The following is a 25,732-nucleotide window of genomic DNA, read 5'->3' as shown; positions in this document are numbered from 1 at the left end:
ATGGACGATACAACGCAAAATGATGATAAGCGCAAACAAGGCGGGGACGGCCCACCACAAGGTGTAGAGCGCCGTAAGGCCGATTCTCGTAAGCGTATGCGCTCCAGTGAGGGGCGTGAACGCTATCTGGATATGGTTCAGCGCGAACGCGCTTTGTTGCTCGATCAGGGGATTGCCCGCTCTACCGAACAGCTGTTGGATATGGCAGGCGCTGCCGTGCCGTCCGATATTGAAGACGAAGGTGTTAAAGACCGCGCCACCGGCGACCAGCTTCGTGCAATCCTGCCTGTTCAATCCTGGCTACCTTTAAGTATCCACCTGATCGGCCTGCGTGATGGCATCATGCGCATTGCACCGTTGCACGACATGAATGATCGCCAGATCAATTCTCTAATCTCAACCGCGCAACGAAGCGGTTTCCACGTTGAAAAGATTGAAATCGAGGTTTGGGACCGTAAAGAACTTATCGACACGCTACGATCTGTGCACGATTTGTCTGCCGATCGTTGCGAAAAAACATTGGCGCTGTGGCTGACAGACCCCGATAATGGCTTGCTTTTGAACCAGTTTCAGCGCGATATGATGGCCGAAGCACTGCAAATGCGCGCCTCCGATATTCACCTGGTACAAGATAACAACCCCGATGCGCCAAACTGGATTCAATATCGCATCGATGGCGATATGATTCCGATGCATCTGCTTCCTGCTGATGCAATGGCGCGTCTGACAACCTTGCTGAAACGCGATGCGGGCCTGAACTTCGGGGACAGAACGACGCCCAAAGATGGCCGCTTTGGCTTTACCTGGCAGGGCCGAGCGATTGACGTGCGTGTGGCGGCCGGTCCTCAGGCGCAAGACGGTGAAAAGCTGACATTGCGTTTGCTTGACCGCGCCGCGCTCAAAGGTTTTGACGAATTATTCAGCCGTCATGAAGACGTGGCGGACTATTTAGCTCAACTTCTCTCGCCCGATATTAAGGGTGGCGGGGGGATGATTTTGCTCTCCGGTCCGACTGGTTCTGGTAAAACCACAACACTCTACGCTTGTGTGCAGCAGATCGACCGCCGCCGTCGCCACGTTCTGACCATCGAAGATCCGATTGAATACGAACTGCGTTATGCAACGCAATGGCAGGTCCGTCCTGGTATGGAAGGCGGGGGGTTTGCCGATCTGATTCGCGCCTCAATGCGTCATGATCCGGACTATATTATCATCGGGGAGATGCGTGATGCTGATACGGTGGAAACGTCTCTTAAGGCCGCTGAATCCGGTCACACCGTGATTTCAACCATTCACGCCGACACCGCACTGCAAACCTTTGAGCGCTTGCGCTCTTTGATGCCATCCGAACGCGAGCGCTCCTCGACCTATACATTGGCCCAGCAGGTTAAGTGCATTTTGAATCAGCGTTTGGTCCGCACGCTTTGCCAAGGTTGTGCACATAAAGAGGAAGCGGGTAAGGTACTAAAAGAACATGAATTAAAACTCTTCGATCTCGCTCCGGAAGCAAGGGTGCGCCGTCACAATACTTCGGGGTGCGATTTATGTAACCGCACCGGTATTTCAGGGCGAACGCTGCTTTTGGATGCGCTTTTGATTACATTGGGCCCGGCGCACCGTAATGAAATTTACGAAGCTTTAATCGGAAACGTGAATAATGTAGTGAACGAGGAAGGTGTTGTAGTGCACACGAGGCGCGAGGGACTCATTGACCTCGTTCTGAGCGGTCTTGTCGATCCGAAAGCCGCAATATCCTACCTTGAGCAGTAATAACCCCTATGTCATCCCGGCGCAGGCCGGGATCTCATACCGGTAACAGCAAGATTCCTGCTTTCGCAGGAATGACAGGTAAAGAATGTTTTGTCGCTTCGCTTTTCTTTTACACAAGGCAGGAGAAGCGATGCGTGTAATTGATACGCGAGCGACGAGTAACGCTGTGTAAAAGAAAAGCGAAGTGACAAAATGCAGCAATGGGTTGCGGAAATTGCATATGAAACGCCGTCGGGGCCGAAAAAGGTCAGCGAATCGTTCTACCTGCCATCTGTTGATGATGTTCGCGTCGCCGTAACCAAAAAAGGTGGCTTTGTGCTGAGCATTCGCCCGCACGCACGTTCGCCTTTGGAACGCCTGCTGGCACGTTCGACCTGGTGGCAGGTTCAGCTTTTGCGCGGTATTCAGTTTCGCTCAACATCAACATCACCAGGCGTTGCTCTATGGAAGATTATCCAGGCTGAAACAAACCCGCGCAGGCAAAATATAATGGCCCCGGCCCGCGAAGCCTTGGCCAGAGGGCTGGGCGTAATTGACGCGCTCAAAGCGCTCAATACTTTCGATCATGGAACATTGGCGATTCTTGCCGGTTCGGAAAGAGCTAACCGCTTGGTAGAGGGGATTCCACACGCCATCCACTCCATTACTCAAAAGAAGAAAAACGCCGCCGCCATCATGGGAACCATGGGTTGGCTGGCTTTCGATGTGTTTTCAATTGTGTCATCCTTGTGGGCTGGTAAAGACATGGTTTTAGGGTGGTTTCGCGATAATACGCCAACTGACCCCGAGGAACTTGAAAAATTCCTGACTGTTGTTGGGCGTCTGGAACTAACCTGGGACGTTTTGATTTTCACATCTGTAGGGTTTGGAGCCTTTATGGCATGGTGCGTGTTTTCCTATTGGATAAACCGCGGAAAAAGGGACTTTCCAACCGCGCGCATTGTCCGCAAAATCCCGCTTATTGGCGGCTATCTGCGCGATTTGGCTTTCGCTGATTCAATGTCGGCAGCCGCCCGTATGCTGCGTGGACTGGTGCCGATCAACGATACGCTTGATCAATCTTCAGAAGCTTCATCCGCACCGGATGTAACAGAGTATTGGAAGGAGTCGTTAAAGGACCTTGGGCGCGGGGTTTCATTGGGAGCCGCCTTGGACCGCGCGCCGTTAACTCGCAGTGAACGTCTTGAAGTTGCAGGCTTGTCTGATCTCGGCCAAGTTGCTACAGTAATGGAGTCTATCGCCGAAATGCGTTCGCAGGCGGCGCGGACAAAACACAAGTTGATCGTTTGGATCGCATTTCTTCTAACCGGCATATTCCTTGCCATCGCTTTCGGGAGCGCCATTTACGCATTGACAGTTATGAATATGAGTATGGATTCAATGATGGGCGGTCTGATGGAAGGCGCAATTTAGGGAAAAAGATTTGGCTCTAATTTCTAAAGAAGATAAAGGCTTGCCAGGTAAACGCATTCAGGAGAATGCGTCCGGCGTTTCGCGCGCGGCGCCCGGTATAAGCGATTATCTGGCCGGTGAAGCCGCAAGTGTACCCACAGACTTGAAGCCTTACTTGCCTCAGGAACTCGTCGGCGGCGTTATTCCCCATATCCCCGGCACGGAAGAAGAGGCCGTCTGGAATGCAGCGTCGCAAGCCTGTGGGACGGAAAAGGTGCATTATTGCTATTCCGTCGATGAAAATAAAATCTGGTATTTAGCCTGCCCGTCTGCATCATTGGCCTCAAACCCTGACAGCTGGTGCCCTCTGGCCGCCGCGCTTCCGGGAAATAGCGAATATTGGGATCGTGAAACGGTCTATCTCTATGAACAAGAAGGACTAGCCTCAGCCCTGCGCTGGGACCCGGAAACTGGCCGCATGCAGGTGTTTTTGGGGGCTGCCAGAACGATTTTACCGCGCGTACAAAGCATGGATGCGAATTTCGTAACGATTAATCCGGATGTGGCAGATCTGGTGCCATGGAAAAATCGTATGCTTAAAACAGAAAAACTTTCTCGCGCTACGGTACGAATGTTGCTGTTTATTGGCATGATAGTGAATTTTATAGCAATTATAATCCTGCTGATTAGCTACGTATCAGTCAATATGATAGAACGAAACTTGTCAAAGGTTCAGGAAGAAACACAATTGGCTTCAAATCAATTGGTCCAGCAAGCTAAAGATGCGATGCAAAGCGATACAATCAAGCATATGGTGCGTGTTCAGGAAATTCTCGACGGTCTGGGTAGGCTGGACAGCACTCTGGTTCGGTATGAAATTAAAGGCGCACAGGTCGAATGGCAGGCATTGGTGCCGCCAGCCTATATTCAAACAGTGATGACAAAATATCCGGTGCGGGTCGATGATACGGTAAAGGAAAAAGATGGGCGTATTCGCGTTATAGGAAATCGCTAAAAATACAAAAAGACTATACCTTTGATAGGGGGGCTGTGTACTGTTTTTAAAAGGAATTTAACCTCTTTATTTTATACTAAATATAACTATAATTTTACGAATGAACAAGATCGGGGAATAGAAGTTGGATTTTAGTAAGCTACAGCAGTCTTTTAAGGAATTTGATTGGCGCTCGCTTAAAAAATATACCAGTCCGCAAGCTGCGGACGATCTTAATGCATTTCTGGAAAAAATGCCGCAAAACGCCGGTCAGACGATGTTGATTATTGCCGGTCTTATGTGGGCTATGGGCGGGGCGATTGGTTTGTTCACTACAGTTCAGCTGCAAAAACTCACGGAAACGCGTGCGCAATTGCAAGAGGCGCAAGCGCTAAAGCCCAGTGTACCACAGGTCAGAGATGTTCCTGTAAATCCTAATGAAGTGGACGAATTTGTTACCAAGGTCAAAGATATTTATACGGGACTGAAAATCAGTGCCAGTGGACCATCTATTTCAATAACAGCAACAACTTTAGGTTCATTTGGACAATTTCGTGAGGCTATCGGGCACGTTCAAAACGGGGGTGCAGGATGGAACGTGAATATTCAGAACTTTTGCGTAGGGCGCGAGTGTGAAAGATATCCACTTTCGGCATCTTTGAAGATAAACAAGGTTTCCGTGAAGTGATTGGGATGATATACTTAAAGTTACAAGGTGGAGAATAAAAATATGTTGAAGACACTTAAACGTTTTTATAAAAACAAAAAAACCTTAGGAAGAGCGGCTGAACGTGGGAATGTGCTGTTCCTGATCCTGATCGCTGTGGCGCTGTTTGCCGCCCTTTCATACGCTGTGACGCAATCCTCGCGCTCCGGCGGTGGTGCTTCTGATGGAGAAAGTAATCTTGTGAATTCAGCGCAGATCACCCAGTATCCGGCCTCTGTGCGCACGGCCATTGTCCGTATGATTATTGGAGGCACAGATGTCGGTCAGCTCAATTTTGATCCTCCATCTGCTTTTAGTATTGCGGTCACCGGCTGTGACGTGGCTTCTGTTTCTTCAACATGTGTGTTCCACCCTGACGGTGGTGGTGCCACGCGTGTAACCGCGCCGCCCGAGGTTATGGCCAGTGGATCGCAAGGAGATTGGATTTTCACCAGTGATTTTGCTATTGAAAACATTGGTCGGACCACGGCCTCTAACAACTCGAACGATGTCATTGCGTTTTTGCCCGGAGTTGGGCAATCCTTGTGTGAGCGTCTGAACACCGAGCTTGGTGTGCCGACCTCGACAGATGCTGATGGCGATAGTGTGCCCGATGCAGGTATTGTAATAGGCAACGTTCCAACGGCCGCTGACGAAATGGACAACAACAACCTGGGCATTGGCCCGGCTGCTGCTGGCGCTGGTAAACGCCTGACCAACGACCTGTCTGGCCAGCCTTTTGGCTGTGCCGACTTTGATGCCACGACCAATCAGGCGGATGACAGTGACCTTGTATACTTCCACGTTCTTGTCGAACGTTAAGGCGGGAAATGAATTTGCAGCCTTATAAGATAGTAACAAAGCGCGCTTCTGAAGCTGGAAGCGCGCTTGTCTATATCCTGATTGCAATCGCGCTGCTCGCGGCTCTGACGATCAGCTTCATGGAGCCGTCTTCCCAGCAAACCTCGTCACAAAACACATTTAAAACCGTATCCGCTCTGCAAGGGCAAATTGACATTATTCGCTCCGCCATTCAGGAATGCGTTTTGATATATCCGAACGGCGATCCGACAATTAACACCGCGCCCGCCGGAAGCGATCCAAACCCCTATGTGAAATTCCCGATCAATCCGGATTCCACGCACTACACGTCTGCGACGCCTGGCCGCTCCGGTGATCGCTTGGTTCGTAACATGCGTTGTCCCGGTAATCCTACAACAGCCAATGTCTACGATCATGGTCTGATTTTTACCGGCTCCAGCGGAAAATTCTTGGGGCCGGCCCCGGATCTGTTTGATGACTGGCAGATTTATAACGGTGAGGATGGCGTATTTTACTGGACCGAAACCGACAAAACTGACGCCTTTGTTAAGGCGGCCTTGGAAAAACTGGATGAAAAATTCTCCGAATGCGAAGCCGATGTCATTGATACTTCCGATGCACCCGCCGGAGCCAAAGATCTTGACAGCAACGCTCTGCTGACCTGTCCAGCTAATCATCTGTGCTTCCGTGTCTGGATAATCCAGAATGAGGCCACAAATGTCTATAATGGCGATGCCGCCGGCGATGAGGGCGGGTGTCCTTAAAACGTTTAGGCTCGAAATATTGATTATTTCTGTAGCGCTGAAATCTCTGCTTCGACTCGTTTAAATTCTTTTAAAATTTCTGCCACCAAATCTGCAACCGGCTTTTGTACATCCGCATCATCCTGCAGTTGCGATGCCAGATCCCCGAGCGCCGGGCAGCACGCGCTGCGCGCCGCGCCTTTCAAGCTGTGCCCCAACTCACATAAATCCTTAAAGTCTTCTGCGGCCAGTGCGCTTTTAATCTTGTCAATTTGCGGGCGTGTCATGTCAACAAACATTCCCAGCATTTCAACGGCCATCTCATCAAACTCCCCCATCTGCTCGATCATGGCGTCTTTATCAATCGCGGGAGGTAAGCCGCCCTCATCTTCTTTGGGGGCGTTCACCGGAACAGCGCCGAGAGAATCATCCCCGGTTTCTTCGTTTAAAAGCCCCCAACGAATAAGCAGCCGCTTAAACTGTCCCAATGAAACGGGCTTGAGCAAACATTCGTCAAACCCGTGACGCATATAAGTCTCGCGCTGCGCCATCTGCACATCGGCCGTAAGCACCATCACAGGGAAATGAGTGCCGTCCCCGGCCTCTTTTTCCTGCTTGCGAATATGCTCCACAACGCCATAGCCATCTATTTCCGGCATATGCAAATCGGTGATCAGAAGGCCGTATTCGCCGGTTTCTAAAGCCTCCAACGCCAGCCTTCCGTTTTCAACAAAACTTGCCTCAACGCCCAGCTTGTCAAGCTGACGGCCCAGAATGTCGCGTACACTTTCCGTGTCCTCGGCGATCAACAGCTTTGTCGGCCCGGTAATTTCAATATGCTCGAGCCGACTGGCCGCATCGCGCACCGCCTCTCCCAGCCCGATTCGGCTGGCCGGCTTGGTCAGATATGTTACGCCCAAAGCTTTCAGTGAATGCGACAGCCCCACATCATCGCGCACCGTATACATTACAAGCCCCGTATTCGGGCGCAGTTTGGTAATCTCTTTGATGAGGTCCAGCCCCAACCCGTCGGGCAGCCCTTGGTCAATCACTGCCACATCAAACGGACGCCGGGTAATGAGCTCTAGCCCTTCCTTATAGGTTGGGCAGTTTTCGACGCTCGCCCCCATAGAGCGCAGCGAATTAACAATTTCCTTGGCACCTTGCGGGTGGTCTTCAACCGAAAGCACGGAAACCCCATCCAGTGAAGGCAACTCCACCGTGCTGTCATCCGTACTCACTTCCTGCGTTGGAATCTCAAACCAGAAGGTCGAGCCTTTCCCGGGGGCGCTGTTCACACCGATTCGCCCGCCCATCAACTCCACCAGCTTTTTCGAAATCGACAGCCCCAGCCCCGTGCCGCCATATTTTCGGCTGGTCGAATTATCCGCCTGCACGAACGATCCAAACAACCGCGCGCAGACCTCCTGGCTCATACCGATTCCGGTATCAATCACCTCAAAACGCAAGCCCACACCGCCCTCGGGAACATCAATCGCCTGAACCTGCGACGTAACCCGCACAGTGACGCTGCCTTGATGCGTGAATTTAAGCGCATTGCCGCACAAATTCATAATGATCTGGCGCAGCCGTTTCGGATCGCCCACCACCACAAACGGCACGTCTTGTTCAATATCATCAATGAGCTCAATATCCACGCCATGGACTTTCACAGCCAGCGCTTCGAGCAATCCGCGTACCAAGAGCCGCACCGGCACCTCGAACATATCGAGCTCCATCTTGTCGGCATCCATCTTCGCCAGATCAAGAATGTCATCGAGAATTTCCAGCAAGCCCGCAGCCGCGCCTTGCGCGGTTCTCACCATCTCGGAAATATTTTCCGAAGGTTTCTCGTCGGAAATCAGTTCCAGCAAACCGAAGATCGCCTGCATCGGCGTACGGATCTCATGGCTCATCGTCGCCAGAAAATTCGACTTCATCTCCGCCAAAGCATCGGCTTCGGCGATTTTTTGTTCGAGTTCAGAACGGGATAATTTTGAAGAATCAATCATGAAAAACCTTGCATTTGAATGCCCACATATCATATCAATGAAATCCTCTAAAATGAAGGCTCAAAGCAGGAAGAAACAAAAATGGGATATAAAGTTGCAGTTGTAGGCGCCACAGGTAATGTCGGGCTTGAAATGTTAAAAATATTGGATGAACGCGACTTTCCTGCTGACGACGTTGTAGCGCTGGCCTCCGAGCGGTCTGTAGGGCGCGAAGTGTCCTATGGTGATACGGATTTGCGCGTACAGAATCTGGCTGATTTTGACTTCAAAGGTGTGGATATCGTGCTGTCCTCACCCGGTGCTAAAGTCTCGGCTGAATATTCGCCTAAGGCTGCTGCTGCCGGAGCGACAGTCATCGATAACACGTCCTACTGGCGTATGGACCCGGATGTGCCGCTGATCGTGCCGGAGGTCAATCCTCACGCGATCAACGAGATTAAAAAAGGCATCATCGCCAACCCGAACTGTTCCACCATTCAAATGGTTGTCGCGCTCAAGCCTTTGCATGAAGCCGCGACCATCAAACGCGTCGTGGTCAGTACCTATCAATCCACCTCCGGTTCCGGCAAGGCGGCGATGGATGAGCTGTTCAACCAGACTAAAGGCATCTACGCCAACCAGACGCCAACCCCGTCTGTCTATCCGAAACAGATAGCCTTTAACGCCATCCCGCAGATCGACGTGTTCATGGATGACGGCATGACCAAGGAAGAATGGAAAATGGTGGTTGAGACCAAAAAGATACTCGATCCCGCGATCAAGGTTTGCGCCTCTTGTGTACGCATCCCTGTGTTTATCGGCCACGCCGAAATGATCAATGTCGAGCTGGAAAAGGAAATTTCCGCCATTGAGGCCAAGGAACTCTTCCATAATGCTGAAGGGGTTACGTTGGTCGATCTGGAGCAGGAAGACCTCGAATATGTCACCCCGGCTGAAATTCAGGGCGAAGACGATGTGTTCGTCAGCCGCGTTCGCGAAGACATCACGGTCGAAAACGGCCTCAATTTCTGGTGCGTGGCGGATAATTTGCGCAAAGGCGCAGCGCTCAACACCGTGCAAATCGCTGAATTACTGGTGAAAAACGAAGCGCAAAAGGCGGCTTAAGACCTGTAACCTTTTTGCTTTAAAATGCGAATACCCCTGTATGAACAATAGGGAATGTTTAAGCATGCACAGACGAGCGTTTTTAGCCGGGGTGGCCTGTGCCGCCCTGATGACGGGAGCAAGCAAAGCGATGGCCTTTGACATTTTTTCAAAAAACAAGTCTTTGCCACACTCAAGCAGGAAAGGTGATTTCCCCTTTCAACTTACTGATGAGGAGTGGCGCGCGCGCCTCAGCCCCGAACAATACGAGATCCTGCGCGGCGAAGGCACGGAAAAATCCTGCTCGTCGCCGCTAAACGGCATCGAAGGCCACGGCAAGTTCTATTGCGCCGGTTGCGGCCACCACCTGTTCAGTACCGATGCAAAATACGATAGTAAAACCGGCTGGCCGAGTTTTTACCAGCCCGCCGATGAATACGCGGTCGGCACCTCCACGGATTACAAGCTTGGCTATGCCCGTACCGAGGTTCATTGCGCCAATTGCGGCTCTCACCTCGGCCATGTTTTCAAGGACGGTCCGCCGCCAACCGGCCTACGTTACTGCATTAACGGTCTGGCGCTGGAGTATCAGCAAGAGCAATAACCTTTGTCTCTGTCTGGGGATACTTAGTTTTTGCCCTAAAAGTAAGTGTTCCCAGATGGCACCTCTGGGTGAGGGGATTTGGGTGTGATTAAACCATTGCAAAACCCGCCCGGCGTTTTATGATGTTTCTTGACCTGTTCGAAGAATTCAAAAGGAAACATCATGTCACAGAGCGCCCCCACCAAAACTCAGCGCCCATTATCCCCGCACCTTCAGGTTTATAAACCGCAAATGACCTCTGTTTTATCGATTCTGCACCGGATGACAGGGGTCGGTCTTACGGTTGGTCTGATGCTGTTTGCCTGGTGGCTGGTCGCCGCAGCAATCGGCCCCGGAGCCTACGCTGTATTCATGAACTTCGCAGGCTCGCCCGTTGGCATGCTCTTGCTGTTCGGCTTCACGCTCGCATTTTTCTACCATCTGGCCAACGGCATCCGCCATCTTTTCTGGGACTCAGGATTGCTGTTTAAAATCGAAAACGCCTATGCCGCTGGATATTTTGTATTGTTTGTCACGGTGCTGCTGACATTTGTGACGTGGGAATATGTACTGTTTAGTCATCCGTTTGGTGAATATTATTTTGGAGAAACGCCATGAATATGAAATGGGACAATCACGGTATGAAAACCCCGCTCGCCCGCGCCCGCGGTCTGGGCGCATCGCACGCGGCTGTGCCGGGATGGATCAGGCTGCGCGTCACGGCTATCGGCACCGCAGTGCTCTCATTGTGGTTCCTGTGGTTTCTCAGCCAGACCATCGGCACCAGCCATGCAGAGTTTACAGCCAAGCTTGCCGATCCGCGCAACGCGATTTGCATGCTGCTGCTGATCATTGCCGCTTTTACCCACGCCGTGCTGGGAAATCGTGAAATCGTCGAGGATTACATCCACAATGAATTTTTCAAGCTATCCAAGCTGGTTGGCATGTATCTGTTCTTTTTCGCCCTCGCCACCGCCTGCATTTTTTCAATTCTAAAAATAGCGTTGTAAAAAAAATTAAACGCGGAGATTCGGAGTTTCAGAGTTTTGTGTATTATAAAAAATAAACCTCCGTTCCTCCGTTTCTCCGCGTAAAAAGGGAAAGAAATGACTGAATTTTACAACCCGATTGAAAAATATAATAAACAAGATCGAAAAATTTTCGGGTTTCTTGATAAGGCTGACAATATCCTTAACTATATAACTTTTATGGTCACAGGTGTAATAGCCGGCGCAATACTGGGCCTGTTTATAGGAAAGATCTCTATATATTGGTATTTGGCAGGTGGCCTGATCGCAGGGGTTGGTTTTGGCAAAGGTAATATCTGGATGAAAAAAACATTCGATGATGATATTCCCATTATTCCGGTTTTACTGCTGATCTGTCTGATTATAGTAGGGTGTCTTTACGTTGTTTCATGGATGGTAATATAAAATGACAAATGAATACGAAATCATTGATCACGAATATGATGTCGTGGTGGTCGGCGCCGGTGGTGCGGGGCTGCGCGCCGGCTTTGGCTGCGCAGAAAAAGGTTTGAACACCGCGATCATTTCAAAGGTCTTTCCAACCCGCTCGCACACGGTCGCGGCGCAAGGCGGCATCTCCGCAGCGCTGGGCAATATGGGCGAAGACGACTGGCGCTTCCATATGTATGACACTGTTAAAGGCTCAGATTGGCTCGGAGATCAGGACGCGATTGAATATATGTGCCGCGAGGCGATCCCCGCGATTATCGAGCTTGAACACTATGGTGTACCGTTTTCCCGTACCGCCGCCGGGAAAATTTACCAGCGTGCTTTTGGCGGCATGACGACGCATTACGGCAAGGGCACCGCCCAACGCACCTGCGCCGCCGCGGACCGCACAGGTCACGCCATCCTCCACACGCTTTACACGCAGGCCCTCAAACACAAGGCCGAATTCTTTATCGAATATTTTGCCCTCGACCTGATCATGAGCGATGACGGCCAGTGCCTCGGTGTCATGGCCTGGAACCTCGATGACGGCACCATTCACCGCTTCCGCGCGCATCAGGTTATTCTCGCCACCGGCGGTTATGGCCGCACCTATTTCTCCTGCACCTCCGCCCACACCTGTACGGGCGATGGCAATGCGATGGCCTTGCGCGCCGGCATTCCGTTGCAGGACATGGAATTCATCCAGTTCCACCCGACCGGAATTTACGGCGCGGGTTGCCTGATTACCGAAGGTGTGCGCGGGGAAGGGGGCTATCTGACCAATTCCGAAGGCGAACGCTTTATGGAACGTTATGCCCCAAGCGCAAAAGACCTCGCTTCGCGCGACGTTGTTTCACGCTCGATGACCATCGAAATCCGCGAAGGGCGCGGCGTCGGTGAGCATAAAGACCACATCCACCTCCACCTCGAACATCTGGACAGCGACATTATCCACGAACGCCTGCCGGGTATCGCCGAAAGCGCCCGCATCTTCGCTGGCGTAGATGTGACCAAAGAGCCGATCCCTGTTCTGCCGACTGTGCATTACAATATGGGCGGCATCCCAACCAATTACATGGCCGAGGTCATTAACCCGACCAAAAAAGATCCCAATGCCATTGTGTCGGGCTTGATGGCGATCGGCGAAGCCGCGTGCGTCTCCGTCCATGGCGCCAACCGTCTGGGCTCAAACTCACTGCTCGACCTCGTCGTCTTTGGCCGGGCTGCAGCCAATCGCTGCGCCGAAACCGTTGTGCCGGGCGCAAAGCACCGCCCGTTTGGCACGGATGACGGCTCGAAAGCGCTGGCACGCCTTGATCATTATCGGAGCGCTAAAGGTTCAACGACGACAGCCGCGCTGCGCGACCGCATGCAGCGCACGATGCAGACGCATGCGCCCGTATTCCGCACCGGAGAAACCCTGAATGAGGGCATCACCAAGATTGATGAATGCTTCGCCGGGAAGGCTGATCTGAAAGTCACCGACCGCTCGTTGATCTTTAACACCGATCTCGTTGAAACGCTGGAGCTGGATAACCTCTTGTCCCAAGCCGTCGCCGCAATGCATGCTGCCGCTAATCGCGAAGAATCCCGCGGTGCGCAGGCCCGTGAGGACTTCCCCGACCGCGATGATAAAAAATGGATGAAACACACCGTTATCTGGGTGGATGAGGCCGGGAAAACCAAGATTGACTACCGCCCGGTGATCATGACCACCCTGACCGACGAAGTGCAGCCCATCCCGCCCAAGGCCCGGGTTTATTAAGTTATTGGGGCTTCAAAGGAACAAAACTGCCTGGGGCAGGGGTTGGAACATGGCCTGTATAGCAGAAAATCTTGCCGCGTGTGCGCAGGGCTTCGATTCGTTCATCTGGAGAAGGAAGGTTGGCCTGCCCCCGACTAAATCCAAAAGCTTCTTTGAACGGTGCGGTTCTAGGGTTGCCGCCGGTGCCTACTGATCGTGTTCCGGCTGAAGAGCTCCTGCTTTGAAAGTTGGCTAGGGTTTCCGATGAAATATTTTGTCTATTTTGATGATAATAACCAGTAATCTGACCATTATTCTCCGTAATTTCAAAGCTACGACCATCTTTCGCGCAAACCTGTTCGCTTGCTGCCACCCCTTGCGCGTAAACCGCTGAAGCTGCGCTGAGCGCCAAAACACCAAATGCCTGTGAAACTTTACTCATCATACCCCCTGCATAAACTTGAATGTGACAATACAATACATGAATCAAGCTACGCACACAAGAAAATTATGTAAAATGCAGTGGTTGCCCAGAGTGAATTTCCCGTAAGGACTCTTTGACCCAACATAAACAGGAATAAACATTTATGGCGCTTAACGCTGAAAAGCTTGATTTTATATGTAAATTACTATAATGTTTCGGCCATGAGTTTGAAAAATGAATTAGCCAAGAAGCAGGCTCTAAAAGAATTCCGCCGTAAGAACGGTTTGGGGCGGGGTAAGGGCGACCTCACCCCTGATGAAATTACAAAACTCCAAGAAGATGGAAACAAAGCTCAAGGTGAAAAGACACTCATCCAACAGTTGGAACAGGCAAATCAGCGAGCATCAGTTGATCGAAATACCTCTATTAGAGACTCTTTAACCGGGCTTTATAATCGCCGCTATTTCGATGATGCCCTGCCTAAAACGCTGACGAAACTGAGGCGGTCCGGTGGACGCATAGCGTTGATTATGGTCGATATCGATCATTTTAAAAAATTTAACGACACATACGGTCATCAGGTTGGGGACGCGGTCTTAAGAAAAGCCGCAGAGCATCTGCAGGAGTCTGTCCGTGCAGACGATATTGTCGCTCGTTATGGCGGCGAGGAAATGGCCGTCATCATGGAAGTGAATAATGGCAATGACGTTGACCCGGCGTTTACCAGGCTCGCTGGTGAAATGTGCGCATTCACAATTGAGCACAAAGGCGAAGAATATAAAATTGGCTCAAGCATAGGGATCGGAATATCTGGACCGGCTATAACGCCTGAAAATATAATAGATGCCGCTGACAAAGCGCTCTACAGAGTAAAGCAAACAACGCGCGGGCGTATGGAGATTTACGATTTGTCAGTATTTGAGAGACGGCAAACATTAGACGTGAAACCTGATGCTCCCGAATAATTTCAACAGCACTGTCTCCTTCTAACATGTGAAGGATTGCCCCTTCACATTTTGCCCTTAAGCGCTTATTCTGATTGGCAGATAGAACCAACGCATAAAGAGCGCACAGATGGCCCAATTCACACTTCCCGCAAATTCAAAAATCACTGCCGGTCAAACCCACGATGTGGCCGGAGATGCCAAACGCAAGAAAACCTTCAAAATCTATCGCTGGAACCCGGATGATGAAGCCAATCCGCGTCTCGATTCCTTCACCATCGATCTCGATAAATGCGGTCCGATGGTGCTCGACGCGCTGCTTTACATCAAAAATAATATCGACTCTGGCCTGACCTTGCGCCGCTCTTGCCGCGAGGGGATTTGCGGGTCCTGCGCGATGAATATCGACGGCACGAATACACTGGCATGCACCAAGGCGATTGACGATTGCTCCGGCGATATCAAGGTCACGCCGCTGCCGCATATGCCTGTGGTTAAGGACCTTGTGCCCGACCTCAACCACGTTTATGCGCAATATACCTCAATTGAGCCTTGGCTGAAGGCCGACAGCCCCGCCCCAGGGCGCGAGCGTCTGCAAAGCCCCGAAGATGCCAATATTCTCAACGGTGATGATGGCCGAGGTCCCGCCGGCTGCATCCTGTGCTTTTGCTGTTCGACCAGCTGCCCCAGCTATTGGTGGAATGGCGACCGTTTCATGGGCCCGGCGATCCTCCTGCAAGCCTATCGCTGGATCGCCGATACGCGCGATGAAGCCACCGGCGATCGTCTTGATAATCTCGAAGACCCGTTTCGTCTCTATCGCTGTCATACAATTATGAATTGCACCAACACATGCCCTAAAGGCCTCAACCCGGCCAAAGCCATCGCCGAGATCAAAAAACTGATGGTGATGCGTCGCTAGCTTTTAATATTCCATAAACTCAATATTGGTCACGCAATTAGCATTATACATCATAATGACACCTTTTTTGAGCAGCAGGATTTGCGTACATTCAGAAACACCTTCCATAGGCACATTCTCAACACTACCGGTTTCTGTCGCTACAGGCATGGTGGCATATTCAGTATTTTGGGTTTTCACAAAGGCTTTTTCGCCATCTGAAGAAATCTTAATATCCGTGATTTCAACAAGTGTTTCATAGCCATCAACGGCCTCGGCACCTTGAACAACAGATTTCATAAACTCTTCTTTATCAAGGCTTAAGGCGGCCTCTTGCGGCGGCATGCCCGGTATATTGTATTTCATAACGCTTTTAAAACGCGCCTTTTTATCAAGATGTGTTTCAAGATATTGCTGAATTTTTTCAGGAGACAGCGCTTGCGTATTCGTCGTGGTAATATCCGTAGTATCTTCAATAAATTCTTTAACATTCTGCTTTGTGAGCGTTTCTATGTTTCCAGCCGCCCGGCACGCCGAGCCATGCGCAAAAAACATAAACGCACCCAATCCCGTTATCAAAGCATGGTTTTTGAAAACTCTTAAAGTCATAAGCCTAAATTTGCCTGCCCGTCCCAAAGATAGTTGTCATATAATTATACCATTAAAAAGTGAAGGGAAAGCTAAAATTTATCATCTTTTGAAGGCTATATTAGAAATACCTTCAATGTCTTGTATTTCAATAATTTTTATACGCGATTTTTCTCCATGTAAAAGTGAAAGTCGTCTCTTGGGAATGCCATAATGTGTAGCCAGTAAAGAGATTAAAGCGTTGTTCGCTTTACCCTTCTCAGGTGCAGCCGTGACGCAGCATTTAAGGACCTTTTCGCCATCTGCTCCGTCTTCCCAGCCCAAAACAGCATTTTTCGTAGAATTAGGGGTGAGTTTAACCTGAAGGATAGTCTTACACATCTATATCCAGCGCGATATCCAGCGCCGGGGCGCTATGGGTCAAAGCGCCAATCGAGATATAATCAACCCCGGTTTCGGCGATTGTGCGTACAGTTTCAAGGTTTACACTCCCAGAGGCCTCGCTGGTAATTTGCTTCTTGCAAAGCTGCACGGCTTTTTTGAGATCTTTCAGCCCAAAATTATCAAGCATCACAATATCGGCTTTGCCGTTAGCCAAAACATCTTCAAGCTGCGCCAGAGTATCAACCTCAATCTCTATTTTCTTGGTATGCCCGGCCAGCATATGAGCCTGATTTAGCGCCTCATCAATGCTGCCAACCGCCGCGATATGGTTGTCTTTAATCAAAATGGCATCATCCAGCCCGAAACGGTGGTTCGCCCCACCACCGATCTCCACGGCGTATTTCTGCAGCAAGCGCAGCCCCGGCAAAGTTTTACGCGTATCACAAATCTCAACGCCCGTATCTTTTACCTTTTCGACATAGCGGGCCGTCAGCGTCGCCACGCCGCTCATATGGCTCATAAAATTCAATGCGACCCGCTCAGCTGTAAGAAGGCTGCGCACCGGCCCTTCAATTTCGGCGATCACGTCCCCGGCGCTCAAATCCGCCCCGTCCTCGGTCATGACCGTCATGTCAAAATCAATATCGGTGAGAGAGAAAGTGGAAAGCGCAACAATCAGCCCCGCCAGCCGCCCATCTTGCCGCGCCCGCAAAACCCCGCGCGCCGATTGTCCAGCCGGGATCAGCAGGTTTGACGTAATATCAAACCCATGTCCCAAATCTTCCTTCAGGGCTGTTTTGACAATATCTTCGATGATGATGGGGGATAAAGTCATAAATATTTTTACCTTTCGTCATTGCGAGCGTAAGCGAAGCAATCCAGGGTCACAAGTACAAATATTATGGATTGCTTCGTGGCCGTGCCTCCTCACAATGACACTGTGCTAACTCAACTCCAGCATCCGCTCAATCGGTGCCTTGGCGCGCTCGGCTATCTCCGCATCAATCTCAACTTCCGGGCCTTCATCTTGCAGCGCATTAAGGATTTTCGGCAAGGTAATGCGCTTCATATGCGGACACATCTGGCAGGTGCCGATCATCTCAACGCCCGGATTGGCCGCGGCGATATTGTCACTCATCGAACATTCCGTATACAGCACTGCCATTTTAGGTTGGTGCTCCTTAATATAATCATCCATCTGCGCAGTGGAGCCCGCATAATCGGCCTCCGCCATCACTTCTGGTGGGCATTCAGGATGCGCCAGCACAAAAATCCCCGGGTGATCGGCGCGCATTTTCTTGACGTCTTCGGCGGTGAAACGCTCATGCACCATGCAGGTTCCGTCCCAGATGATAATCTTTACATCCGTCTCGGCGGCCACATTTTGTGCCAAAAACTTATCCGGCGTCATAATCACTGTGTCATGCCCTTGTTCGCCCAGCGCATTGACGATCTTCAATGCATTCGAAGACGTGCAGCACACATCGCTCTCCGCCTTTACATCGGCGCTCGTGTTCACATACGATACGACCGGAATGCCTGGATGCTGTTCTTTCAGCCTGCGCACATCCTCGCCGGTGATGCTTTCAGCCAGTGAGCATCCGGCTTTCATATCCGGAATAATGACTTTTTTATCAGGGCACAGGATCTTCGAGGTCTCAGCCATGAAATGCACACCGCATTGGATAATAATATCAGCCGTGCTCTGCGCCGCTTTTTGCGCCAGCATCAGGGAATCGCCCATCACGTCGCCAACCCCGTAAAACACATCCGGCGTCATATAGTTATGCGCCAGAATGACCGCATTCTTTTCTTTTTTTAGCCGGTTGATCTCGTGAATATAGGGAGCAAGAGTTTGCCAGCGCTCAGGACTGTACTGCTTTTTCAGTCGCTCATAAAGCGGCGTGGTCGCTTTCGCAACTTCACCCGTATAGTCTAACCGTTCTGCTGACATAAGTTTGTTCTTTAAATGTTCGCGCCTGATGATATAAAAAGATATCTCACATATTTAAACGGTCAAGGTCAAGCGTAAGGGGTATAAAAAATGGGGGATTTATTCGCAGTAGATCAGGAAGGTGCCGCTCTCGACGAGCGTAGGCCGCTGGCCGATCGACTGCGCCCGCATTGCATAGAAGATGTTGTCGGGCAAGATCATATCGTTGGCAAAGGTGCCCCTTTGCGTAAAATGCTGGACGGTGGGCACCTGTCGTCTCTGATTTTCTGGGGGCCGCCGGGCTGCGGTAAAACCACGCTGGCGCGGATTTTAGCCCATCATACCGATCTGCATTTTGAGCAGCTCTCAGCGATTTTCTCTGGCGTTGGAGATTTGCGTAAAGTTTTCGATGCAGCGAAAATCCGAAAACAAAACGGGCGGAGCACATTGCTATTCGTAGACGAAATCCACCGTTTTAATAAATCGCAGCAAGATGCCTTTCTGCCCGTTATGGAAGATGGCACCATCACCCTGATTGGCGCGACCACAGAAAACCCGTCTTTTGAACTCAATGCCGCGCTGCTCAGCCGTGCGCAGGTTTTTGTGCTTAAACGCTTGGATGATGAAGCTCTTGAAGCTTTGTTGCAAAAGGCGGAAAAAGACGCGCCGCTACCTCTTGCACCCGAAGCGCGCGCACTTCTTAAAACCATGGCTGATGGCGATGGCCGCTATGCGCTCTCCATGGCCGAACAAATCATCGCCCAAGGTGAAATACTGGACGAAGAAGGTTTATTGGCTTTGGTTCAGCGCCGCGCCCCACTTTACGATAAAGGTAACGAAGCGCATTATAACCTCTTGAGCGCCTTTCATAAATCGCTGCGTGCCTCGGACGTTGATGGAGCGCTGTATTGGATGGCCCGTATGCTTGTTGGTGGGGAAGATCCGGCGACCATTCTGCGCCGTATGACCTGCATGGCCAGCGAGGATATTTCTAACGCCGATCCGCAAGCCCTTGTAATTGCAAACAATGCATGGACAGCTTATGAGCGCCTCGGCTTGCCGGAAGGGGAGCTGGCAATGGCTCAGGCCTGCACTTATCTCGCATGTGCCCCCAAATCCAACGCCAGCTATATGGCTCTGAAGACTGCCAAACGTGCCGCTCAGGAAACAGGCTCATTGATGCCGCCCAAACACGCGATGAACGCACCGACCAAGTTGATGAAAAGCGAAGGTTACGGTTTGGGTTATCAATATGACCACGACACCCTCGAAGGTTTTTCCGGCCAAAGCTATTTCCCAGACGGTTTGAAACGTCATGAATTTTACCAGCCCGCCGAACGCGGTTTTGAACGCGAAATCAAAAAGAGGCTGGAGTATTGGGAAAAACGCCGTAAGTCTTAACCTCTATGCCCGCGCGGCTTTTCTCTTTTCACTTCTTTTTTGAGCGAGCAGGGTTAACGATTCTACACCGAGAGAGAAGGCAATCGCAAAATACAGATAACCGCGCGGAATGTGGAAATGCATCGCATCGGCGATCAGGGCCACCCCAACCAGCAGCAGGAAACTGAGGGCGAGCATCTTGATGGATAAATTTTCCTGAACGAAACGGCTGGCAGGCTCTGCGGCAAACATCATCATCACGATTGCGATGGCTACAGCCGCGATCATGACCGGGACATGATCTGTCATCCCCACGGCCGTAATCACGGAATCAAGGGAAAAAACCATATCGATGATGACAATCTGGGTGATCACACTGCCGAAAGTTGCGGCTTTAGAGATGTTCGCCGTATCATGGTCGTCGCCCTCTACAGTGCTATGAATCTCGCGTGTGCCTTTGTAAAGCAGAAACAATCCGCCAAGTCCTAAAACAAGATCGCGCCACGAGACATCATGACCGGCAATACTAAGTACAATGACCGTGATGTGGGTCAGCCATGAAATGCTGAGTAACAGCGCGATGCGCATGAGAAGGGCGAACGCTAGGCCGATCAATCGGGCTGCTTTTTGTTTTTCTGCAGGGAGTCTGGATGCAACAATGGAAAGAAAAATGATGTTATCGATACCCAAAATGATTTCAAGTACGACCAGCGTAAGAAAACTCATCCATAAATCGACACTAAACAGCCAGTCCATTTTGTTGTCTTTCTAAAATACTCAAAGAGCAACTATAACTCTTTACTAAGGTATTTTCTACGGTTTAATACAGGCTCAGCAAGGCTTACAATCAATACGAAACATATCGTATTGATTTATAAAAAAGCAATTATTAAGATTTTACTTTAATATTGCTGCGGCCATTCCGCCGCTCTGTTTCGACAAGATAAATCCCGCTTAAAATGATAATCCCCGCGCCGACCATCATCATAAGATCGGGCGCATCTCCAAAAATCAGAAAACCAAACAACAGCGCCCAGATCATTTCTGTATACAAAATCGGTGAAACGGCGGCCGCAGGGGCAATCCGAAAGGCCTGCGAAACGCAAACAAGCCCGGTTGCAATACAAAGCCCGGTAAACAGATGCATGGCAAAATGCGTAAAGTTCAGCATTTCAAAACTGCTGATGCTGAGCAGTCCTGCAAGCGGCGCAGACACCAGCAAAGGCCAAAGGCCCAACAGTAAGGTGTTTTCCCCCTCCAAAGATCTGGAAATTGTAAATTTCAGGGCAATCAGAAACCCTGCCAAAATAGGAACAATCAGCCATGGACTAAACCCTTCGCTGCCCGGCTGTAGACCGATAACGACCCCCGTAAAGCCTATAACAATCGCAAGGCCTCTATGCAGGCCGATAGCCTGTTTGTAAAACGCCACCCCCAAAAGCGCCGAAAAAAACGGCACCGTGAATAAAAACGCATACACATCGGCAATCGGCAATCGCGAGAAGGAAAAAATCACCGAAAGGGCAACGCAGGTATTCAGCACCCCGCGAAAGAGGTGTAAAGAGATTTTGGTGCTGCGCTTCAGAGTCTTTAGGCTCGCAGACATGTGTAAAGCCGCCAGCAAATAAAGGCAGGCCGTACTGTGATTTATAAAAACCACCTGATAGGTCGAATAATATTGCAGCAGCCATTTCGAAACCACATCGCTAAAGGCAAAGGCCGTAAAGCCGATAAAGGCTAAAACGATTCCCTTATGTGATGGATGAAGATGATTGAACATATGGCTGAACTCCATTACAACCTGATAATGCTTTGTAAGGAGAATTTTCGATGAACGCAATACTCGCAATTGCCGCCGGAGGCGCTTTAGGCGCTGTAATGCGCCACGGCGTCAATGTGGGCGCGGTGAAGCTGCTCGGCCATGGCTTTCCCTACGGCACATTAACGGTGAATATCGTTGGCTCCTTCATTATGGGCCTGCTGATCGCCATATTCGCCCATTACTGGCATCCTTCCGAAACCATGCGCATGTTTATCGTCACCGGCTTTCTCGGCGCTTTCACAACCTTTTCCACCTTCTCGCTGGATTTCGTGAACTTGTGGGAACGCGGGTCCTATCTTTACAGTGCGCTATATCTCGGCGGCTCCGTAATCCTGTCCATCGCCGGGTTGTTCGCTGCCATGGCCATTGTGCGAGCATGTGTGTCATGAGCAACGTCCGGCAAATCGAAGTCAAAGCCGATGATGATGGCCAGCGCCTGGATCGCTGGCTGAAAAAAAACGTGCCCGAACTGCCCTATGGGTTGGCGCAAAAGCTGATCCGTAAAGGTCAGATTCGCGCCGATGGCAAACGAATAAAAGCTGACGCCAAGCTTAAAGCCGGTCAGGAAATCCGCATTCCGCCACTCGAACATAAATCCATAGATGAGAAAGTAAAAATCACCGATAAGGATAAAGCCTTCATCAAATCGATGGTCATTTACGAAGATGCCGATGTGATCGCGCTGAATAAGCCCGCAGGGTTAGCCTCCCAAGGCGGCAGCAAAACCAAATACCATATCGATGGGCTGCTGGAGGCCCTGACCGGTAAGGACGGCGTCAAGCCGCGCCTCGTTCATCGCCTCGACAAAGACACCAGCGGCATCCTCTTGCTGGCCCGCAATGCAAAAGCCGCCAAAGCCATGGGCGATGCATTTAAAACCCGTAAAGTCAAAAAAATTTACTGGGCGGTTGTATGCCCGGCGCCCGACCGCCCTGACGGCACGATCAAAGCCCCGCTGATCAAGGCAGGCGGCAATAACAAAGAGCGCATGGTCGTCGATGAAAAAGAAGGCAAATCCGCCATCACCGATTTCATTGTGCTGGAAAGCGCGTTGCATAGCGCCGCCTTTGTCGCTTTTTGGCCGCGCACCGGCCGCACCCACCAGATCCGCGTTCATTCTGAATTGATCGGTTGCCCGATTGTTGGCGACAAAAAATATGCCCGTCTGCCCGAACAGGAAGAAACCCACGAAGCGCGCCGCAAGGCCGAAGCCGATCTCAAGGCGCTCAACCTTGCCGATCGCCTCCATTTGCACGCGCGCCGCATTATTCTGCCCCACCCTTCCGGACGTAAAGCTCCGCTTGATGTAACGGCGCCACTCCCTCCTGAGTTGAAAAAAACCTGGAAAGCGCTAGGCTTTAGCCCTAGCCTGAAGGCCGATCCGTTTGAGGATACGAAATCATGAGCGAAGAAAACGCCCCCCAAGTGCCGGAATATAAGGGCTGGGAATCTGTCGTCTTGCGCATTTTAAAATGGCTGGCCATCATTGGCGTGATTTTGTTTATTTTAGCAACCGCGCTCTCGCGCCTAGGCGGTAACAGCCCGGTTCTGCGCGAATCCATAGAGGAATTCCTCACCGACACGACGCCCTATACCGCTCGCATCGGCACACTCAATTCTATGCGTTTTTTCCCCAATATTGCCATTGATATTACCGACGTACAGCTGCGCGGCGGTGATGATGGTATGGGCGAAACAATGATCCGCATCGGTGCAGCGCGTCTGGTGATGCCCTTTTTCGATGCACTGTTCCGGCCAGGTCATTTCAAAGATATTCACATTGAAAACCTAATGGCTAAGCCGGGCAGCATACTGAACAAAAGCATAGAAGTAAGCGCTATGAACGTGCGTGAACAGGATGCGCGGGCCACCTTCATCGTTGAAGGGGCAATTGATAATTCGCCGCTTCATGCCAAATTTGGGCTGCAAACAAAAGGAAAACCCGGAAGGCATACCTACGTAATTGGCCGCCAGCGCGATTTTGAAATTTCGTTGGCCGATTTGACCGCACGGGGGTCAATTCATAATACCGTTATTGGCGGCTATAAATTTGAAAATATTGTCCTGCTAAATAAACAAAAAGAAGTGCTGCATGGTCATATCGACATGGACCGAGCCAGTTCCGGGAAATTGGAGTTTAACGGGCAGCTCCGCCTTGAACCGGGCAAAACCCGGATTGATCCGGATGTTACTCTGGATTGGACGGGTGAAACGCCCTTGATTTTCGGTAAAGTAACCAGCAATGAATTAATCTTAAGCGATGTTACTGGAGAATCTCCTGCGCAAAGGACCATTGATGCTCTTGATAAAATTTTTGGCGAGCAAAACGCCGCTCTGGACTTGAGTGGCCTGACGCTGGACTTGAATCTGGATGTGCAAAAATTTAAGGTCGGGGCAGTCGAGCTTGGGAAATTAAAAGCCCCGCTGATCCTAGAAGAAGGAGATCTTCATATCGGCCCCTTGGAGGGGAAAATCGTGGGGGGAGAACTCAGTGGCCACGTCGATTTGCTGACCTCCAAAAGCCCGGCCAAATTGATACAGAAAATTGCAGTCAAAGGCTTTGATTACAGAGCTCTTCAAAAACAACTCAGCACCGGTGAAGTCACTATCGAAGGTCACGGCGATATTTTAATAGACTTGTCTTCGCAAAGCACAAGCATGGATGGTTTGATAGAAGGACTTTCGGGAAAAGTTGGTTTTGTCGGCGGGCAAGGTAAGATGCGCGCCGGGCTGCTTGATCTTTGGGGCAGCGGTTTGCTGAATGCTTTGCTGCCAAGCTTTGAAAAAGAGAGCGATCTCAATATGAACTGCGTCATCGTCAATCTCGATGTCAAAAACCTCAAGGGACATAGCGACTCTGTCTTTGTCGATACCAAAAGCATTACACTTTATGGTGAGGGTACCTACGATTTTAAGGCTGACCAGCTTGAAATGGTTCTGGAACCAAAACCAAAGAATGTGGCGATTGGCGATATTGCTTCAGCCATTAATGTATCCGGTCCTCTTCCGGATCTGAAAGTCTCCCCGAATGTTTTTGATCTAGGCAAGCGTGTCGGTGGTCTGCTTTTAGGCGCTGTGAACCCGGCTTTCTATGCCGTGACGCTGGCTGATTTCGGTTTGGCGCAAGACCATCCCTGCAAAGCTTTCATAATTGAAAAAGAATTCCTGCCCGCACCGGAAAAACCTGAAGTCGAAGCTGTTCCCGAAGCGCCGGATTCAAAACCGCAGGAAGCCGGAGAGGGGCAAGCCAAGGACCTCAATAAATGAAAAAATTTTATAAACTTGTCTCTGTGCATCAGGAAGTCAGTGGCTGGGCGGTGCATCTCGATAGCCGCCCGGTAAAAACTCCGCTAAAGAAAACGCTTCTGGCGTCCAGCGAGACTATGGCGACAGCTATCCAGGAAGAATGGGCCGCGCAAGGCGAAACCATTGATCCCGAAACAATGCCGCTGACACAAATCCTCAGCACGCAAATAGATCGGGTGTCTGAGCAGCGCGCTGCGATGAGCGCCGAACTCCTCAAATTCCTCGATACAGACCTGATCTGCTACCGCGCACCAAAAGATCAGCCAGCCGGACAAGCCGAAAAGCAGGCCGAAAGCTGGGACCGCTGGCTCACATGGTTTGAAGATAAGTTTGATTGCGCCTTGCAAACCACCACGGATCTGGCTGCGCTCAAACAACCAGCCGCCGCGCACACAGCCGTGCAAACAAAGACCGATGCGCTGGACGATGCCCGCTTTACCGCTCTACAACTGGTTGTTCCTTTATCCGGTTCGCTGGTGCTCGGCCTCGCCTTTATCGAAGGCGCAATCACCCCGCAAGAGATTTACAACGCCGCGCGCGTCGAAGAACACTTCAAAGATGAAATTTACAATGCGGAAAAATATGGCCGCGATCCGCTATCCGAAAAGAAAGACGCCGCCATGCTCCGCGACCTCGAAGCCGCTGCCGCCTTTCTGAACCTGCTTTAAATGTTCGCGCCACCGCCAGAAATTAAAAATTAATTAACCATAATACGGTACACTCTAAATCTAATATCTTTTA

Annotated in this window: 27 protein-coding genes; 19 read left to right on the top strand and 8 right to left on the bottom strand. The window is 50.7% G+C overall.

The genetic code is table 11. The features are described 5' to 3' along the window. The 6 genes from tadA (at position 1) to H6859_06765 (ending at position 6,448) form a co-directional block, all read left to right on the top strand. A complete protein-coding gene (tadA, locus tag H6859_06790) occupies positions 1 to 1,770 on the top strand; it encodes a Flp pilus assembly complex ATPase component TadA (protein USO04865.1) in 1,770 nt (589 codons plus the stop codon). A gap of 192 nt (positions 1,771 to 1,962) precedes the next feature. Then, the gene (locus H6859_06785; protein USO04864.1) at positions 1,963 to 3,183 is read left to right on the top strand and encodes a type II secretion system F family protein; all 1,221 of its coding nucleotides are present in this window, start codon (positions 1,963 to 1,965) and stop codon (positions 3,181 to 3,183) included. 10 nt (positions 3,184 to 3,193) lie between these two features. Further along, a complete protein-coding gene (locus H6859_06780) occupies positions 3,194 to 4,177 on the top strand; it encodes a hypothetical protein (GenBank protein USO04863.1) in 984 nt (327 codons plus the stop codon). 124 nt (positions 4,178 to 4,301) lie between these two features. Continuing rightward, on the top strand, positions 4,302 to 4,844 hold the full coding sequence (locus H6859_06775) for a hypothetical protein (protein USO04862.1): 543 nt from the start codon (positions 4,302 to 4,304) through the stop codon (positions 4,842 to 4,844). 42 nt (positions 4,845 to 4,886) lie between these two features. Next, complete coding sequence (locus tag H6859_06770; protein ID USO04861.1) at positions 4,887 to 5,684, top strand: hypothetical protein; 798 nt, start codon at positions 4,887 to 4,889, stop codon at positions 5,682 to 5,684. A gap of 8 nt (positions 5,685 to 5,692) precedes the next feature. After that, positions 5,693 to 6,448 (top strand): hypothetical protein, encoded by a 756-nt coding sequence (locus H6859_06765; GenBank protein USO04860.1) that lies wholly within the window; start codon positions 5,693 to 5,695, stop codon positions 6,446 to 6,448. Positions 6,449 to 6,471: 23 nt separating this feature from the next. On the opposite strand, the gene H6859_06760 is transcribed toward H6859_06765, so the two are convergent. Continuing rightward, positions 6,472 to 8,472, bottom strand: a complete 2,001-nt coding sequence (locus H6859_06760; protein USO04859.1) for a response regulator — start codon at positions 8,470 to 8,472, stop codon at positions 6,472 to 6,474. A 48-nt stretch (positions 8,473 to 8,520) separates the two neighbouring features. On the opposite strand from H6859_06760, the gene H6859_06755 reads away from it, so the two are divergent. The 6 genes from H6859_06755 (at position 8,521) to H6859_06730 (ending at position 13,330) form a co-directional block, all read left to right on the top strand. Continuing rightward, positions 8,521 to 9,543 carry an aspartate-semialdehyde dehydrogenase gene (locus H6859_06755; protein USO04858.1) on the top strand — a complete coding sequence of 341 codons (1,023 nt, stop codon included), beginning with the start codon at positions 8,521 to 8,523 and terminating at the stop codon, positions 9,541 to 9,543. Positions 9,544 to 9,607: 64 nt separating this feature from the next. Beyond that, positions 9,608 to 10,126 (top strand): peptide-methionine (R)-S-oxide reductase MsrB, encoded by a 519-nt coding sequence (gene msrB, locus H6859_06750; GenBank protein USO04857.1) that lies wholly within the window; start codon positions 9,608 to 9,610, stop codon positions 10,124 to 10,126. A gap of 162 nt (positions 10,127 to 10,288) precedes the next feature. Continuing rightward, positions 10,289 to 10,723: a succinate dehydrogenase, cytochrome b556 subunit gene (gene sdhC, locus H6859_06745; GenBank protein USO04856.1), complete on the top strand. Its 435-nt coding sequence runs from the start codon at positions 10,289 to 10,291 to the stop codon at positions 10,721 to 10,723. Beyond that, on the top strand, positions 10,720 to 11,115 hold the full coding sequence (sdhD, locus tag H6859_06740; protein USO04855.1) for a succinate dehydrogenase, hydrophobic membrane anchor protein: 396 nt from the start codon (positions 10,720 to 10,722) through the stop codon (positions 11,113 to 11,115). Before sdhC ends, sdhD begins: the two co-directional genes overlap by 4 nt. Positions 11,116 to 11,211: 96 nt before the next feature. Then, positions 11,212 to 11,538 (top strand): hypothetical protein, encoded by a 327-nt coding sequence (locus tag H6859_06735; GenBank protein ID USO04854.1) that lies wholly within the window; start codon positions 11,212 to 11,214, stop codon positions 11,536 to 11,538. Position 11,539: 1 nt separating this feature from the next. Continuing rightward, complete coding sequence (locus tag H6859_06730) at positions 11,540 to 13,330, top strand: succinate dehydrogenase flavoprotein subunit (GenBank protein USO04853.1); 1,791 nt, start codon at positions 11,540 to 11,542, stop codon at positions 13,328 to 13,330. Between the two features lies 1 nt (position 13,331). Here H6859_06730 and H6859_06725 read toward each other — a convergent pair whose 3' ends face one another. Then, positions 13,332 to 13,754 carry a hypothetical protein gene (locus tag H6859_06725; protein ID USO04852.1) on the bottom strand — a complete coding sequence of 141 codons (423 nt, stop codon included), beginning with the start codon at positions 13,752 to 13,754 and terminating at the stop codon, positions 13,332 to 13,334. A 200-nt stretch (positions 13,755 to 13,954) separates the two neighbouring features. Between H6859_06725 and H6859_06720 the strand changes: the two genes are divergently transcribed. Further along, the gene (locus tag H6859_06720; GenBank protein ID USO04851.1) at positions 13,955 to 14,698 is read left to right on the top strand and encodes a GGDEF domain-containing protein; all 744 of its coding nucleotides are present in this window, start codon (positions 13,955 to 13,957) and stop codon (positions 14,696 to 14,698) included. 109 nt (positions 14,699 to 14,807) lie between these two features. Beyond that, positions 14,808 to 15,599, top strand: coding sequence for a succinate dehydrogenase iron-sulfur subunit (locus H6859_06715; GenBank protein USO04850.1), 792 nt, complete (start codon positions 14,808 to 14,810; stop codon positions 15,597 to 15,599). Between the two features lie 3 nt (positions 15,600 to 15,602). Here H6859_06715 and H6859_06710 read toward each other — a convergent pair whose 3' ends face one another. From H6859_06710 to nadA, 4 genes are all read right to left on the bottom strand, one after another. Beyond that, positions 15,603 to 16,187, bottom strand: a complete 585-nt coding sequence (locus tag H6859_06710; protein USO04849.1) for a hypothetical protein — start codon at positions 16,185 to 16,187, stop codon at positions 15,603 to 15,605. An 81-nt stretch (positions 16,188 to 16,268) separates the two neighbouring features. Continuing rightward, the gene (locus tag H6859_06705; protein USO04848.1) at positions 16,269 to 16,547 is read right to left on the bottom strand and encodes a DUF167 domain-containing protein; all 279 of its coding nucleotides are present in this window, start codon (positions 16,545 to 16,547) and stop codon (positions 16,269 to 16,271) included. Beyond that, entirely contained in the window at positions 16,540 to 17,385 is an 846-nt protein-coding gene (gene nadC / locus H6859_06700) for a carboxylating nicotinate-nucleotide diphosphorylase (protein ID USO04847.1), read from the bottom strand. Before nadC ends, H6859_06705 begins: the two co-directional genes overlap by 8 nt. Positions 17,386 to 17,493: 108 nt before the next feature. After that, entirely contained in the window at positions 17,494 to 18,504 is a 1,011-nt protein-coding gene (gene nadA / locus H6859_06695) for a quinolinate synthase NadA (GenBank protein USO04846.1), read from the bottom strand. A gap of 90 nt (positions 18,505 to 18,594) precedes the next feature. Between nadA and H6859_06690 the strand changes: the two genes are divergently transcribed. Continuing rightward, positions 18,595 to 19,884 (top strand): replication-associated recombination protein A, encoded by a 1,290-nt coding sequence (locus H6859_06690; GenBank protein USO04845.1) that lies wholly within the window; start codon positions 18,595 to 18,597, stop codon positions 19,882 to 19,884. A 3-nt stretch (positions 19,885 to 19,887) separates the two neighbouring features. Here H6859_06690 and H6859_06685 read toward each other — a convergent pair whose 3' ends face one another. Both H6859_06685 and H6859_06680 read right to left on the bottom strand, forming a co-directional pair. Further along, a complete protein-coding gene (locus H6859_06685; protein ID USO04844.1) occupies positions 19,888 to 20,619 on the bottom strand; it encodes a TerC family protein in 732 nt (243 codons plus the stop codon). A gap of 133 nt (positions 20,620 to 20,752) precedes the next feature. Further along, positions 20,753 to 21,643, bottom strand: coding sequence for a DMT family transporter (locus H6859_06680; GenBank protein USO04843.1), 891 nt, complete (start codon positions 21,641 to 21,643; stop codon positions 20,753 to 20,755). Positions 21,644 to 21,693: 50 nt separating this feature from the next. Between H6859_06680 and crcB the strand changes: the two genes are divergently transcribed. The 4 genes from crcB to H6859_06660 are packed head-to-tail and all read left to right on the top strand — an operon-like array spanning position 21,694 to position 25,659. Beyond that, a complete protein-coding gene (gene crcB, locus H6859_06675) occupies positions 21,694 to 22,074 on the top strand; it encodes a fluoride efflux transporter CrcB (GenBank protein USO04842.1) in 381 nt (126 codons plus the stop codon). Next, the gene (locus H6859_06670; protein ID USO04841.1) at positions 22,071 to 23,090 is read left to right on the top strand and encodes an RluA family pseudouridine synthase; all 1,020 of its coding nucleotides are present in this window, start codon (positions 22,071 to 22,073) and stop codon (positions 23,088 to 23,090) included. Before crcB ends, H6859_06670 begins: the two co-directional genes overlap by 4 nt. Further along, the gene (locus tag H6859_06665; GenBank protein USO04840.1) at positions 23,087 to 24,952 is read left to right on the top strand and encodes an AsmA family protein; all 1,866 of its coding nucleotides are present in this window, start codon (positions 23,087 to 23,089) and stop codon (positions 24,950 to 24,952) included. Before H6859_06670 ends, H6859_06665 begins: the two co-directional genes overlap by 4 nt. Beyond that, entirely contained in the window at positions 24,949 to 25,659 is a 711-nt protein-coding gene (locus tag H6859_06660) for an ATP12 chaperone family protein (protein USO04839.1), read from the top strand. Before H6859_06665 ends, H6859_06660 begins: the two co-directional genes overlap by 4 nt. Positions 25,660 to 25,732: the final 73 nt, after the last annotated feature.

Source organism: Rhodospirillales bacterium (assembly GCA_023898785.1).
In the GTDB taxonomy this organism is placed as follows: Bacteria; Pseudomonadota; Alphaproteobacteria; order Micavibrionales; family Micavibrionaceae; genus TMED27.
Note: the sequence above shows the minus strand (reverse complement) of the source record. Positions and strands in the feature narration are given on the sequence as shown.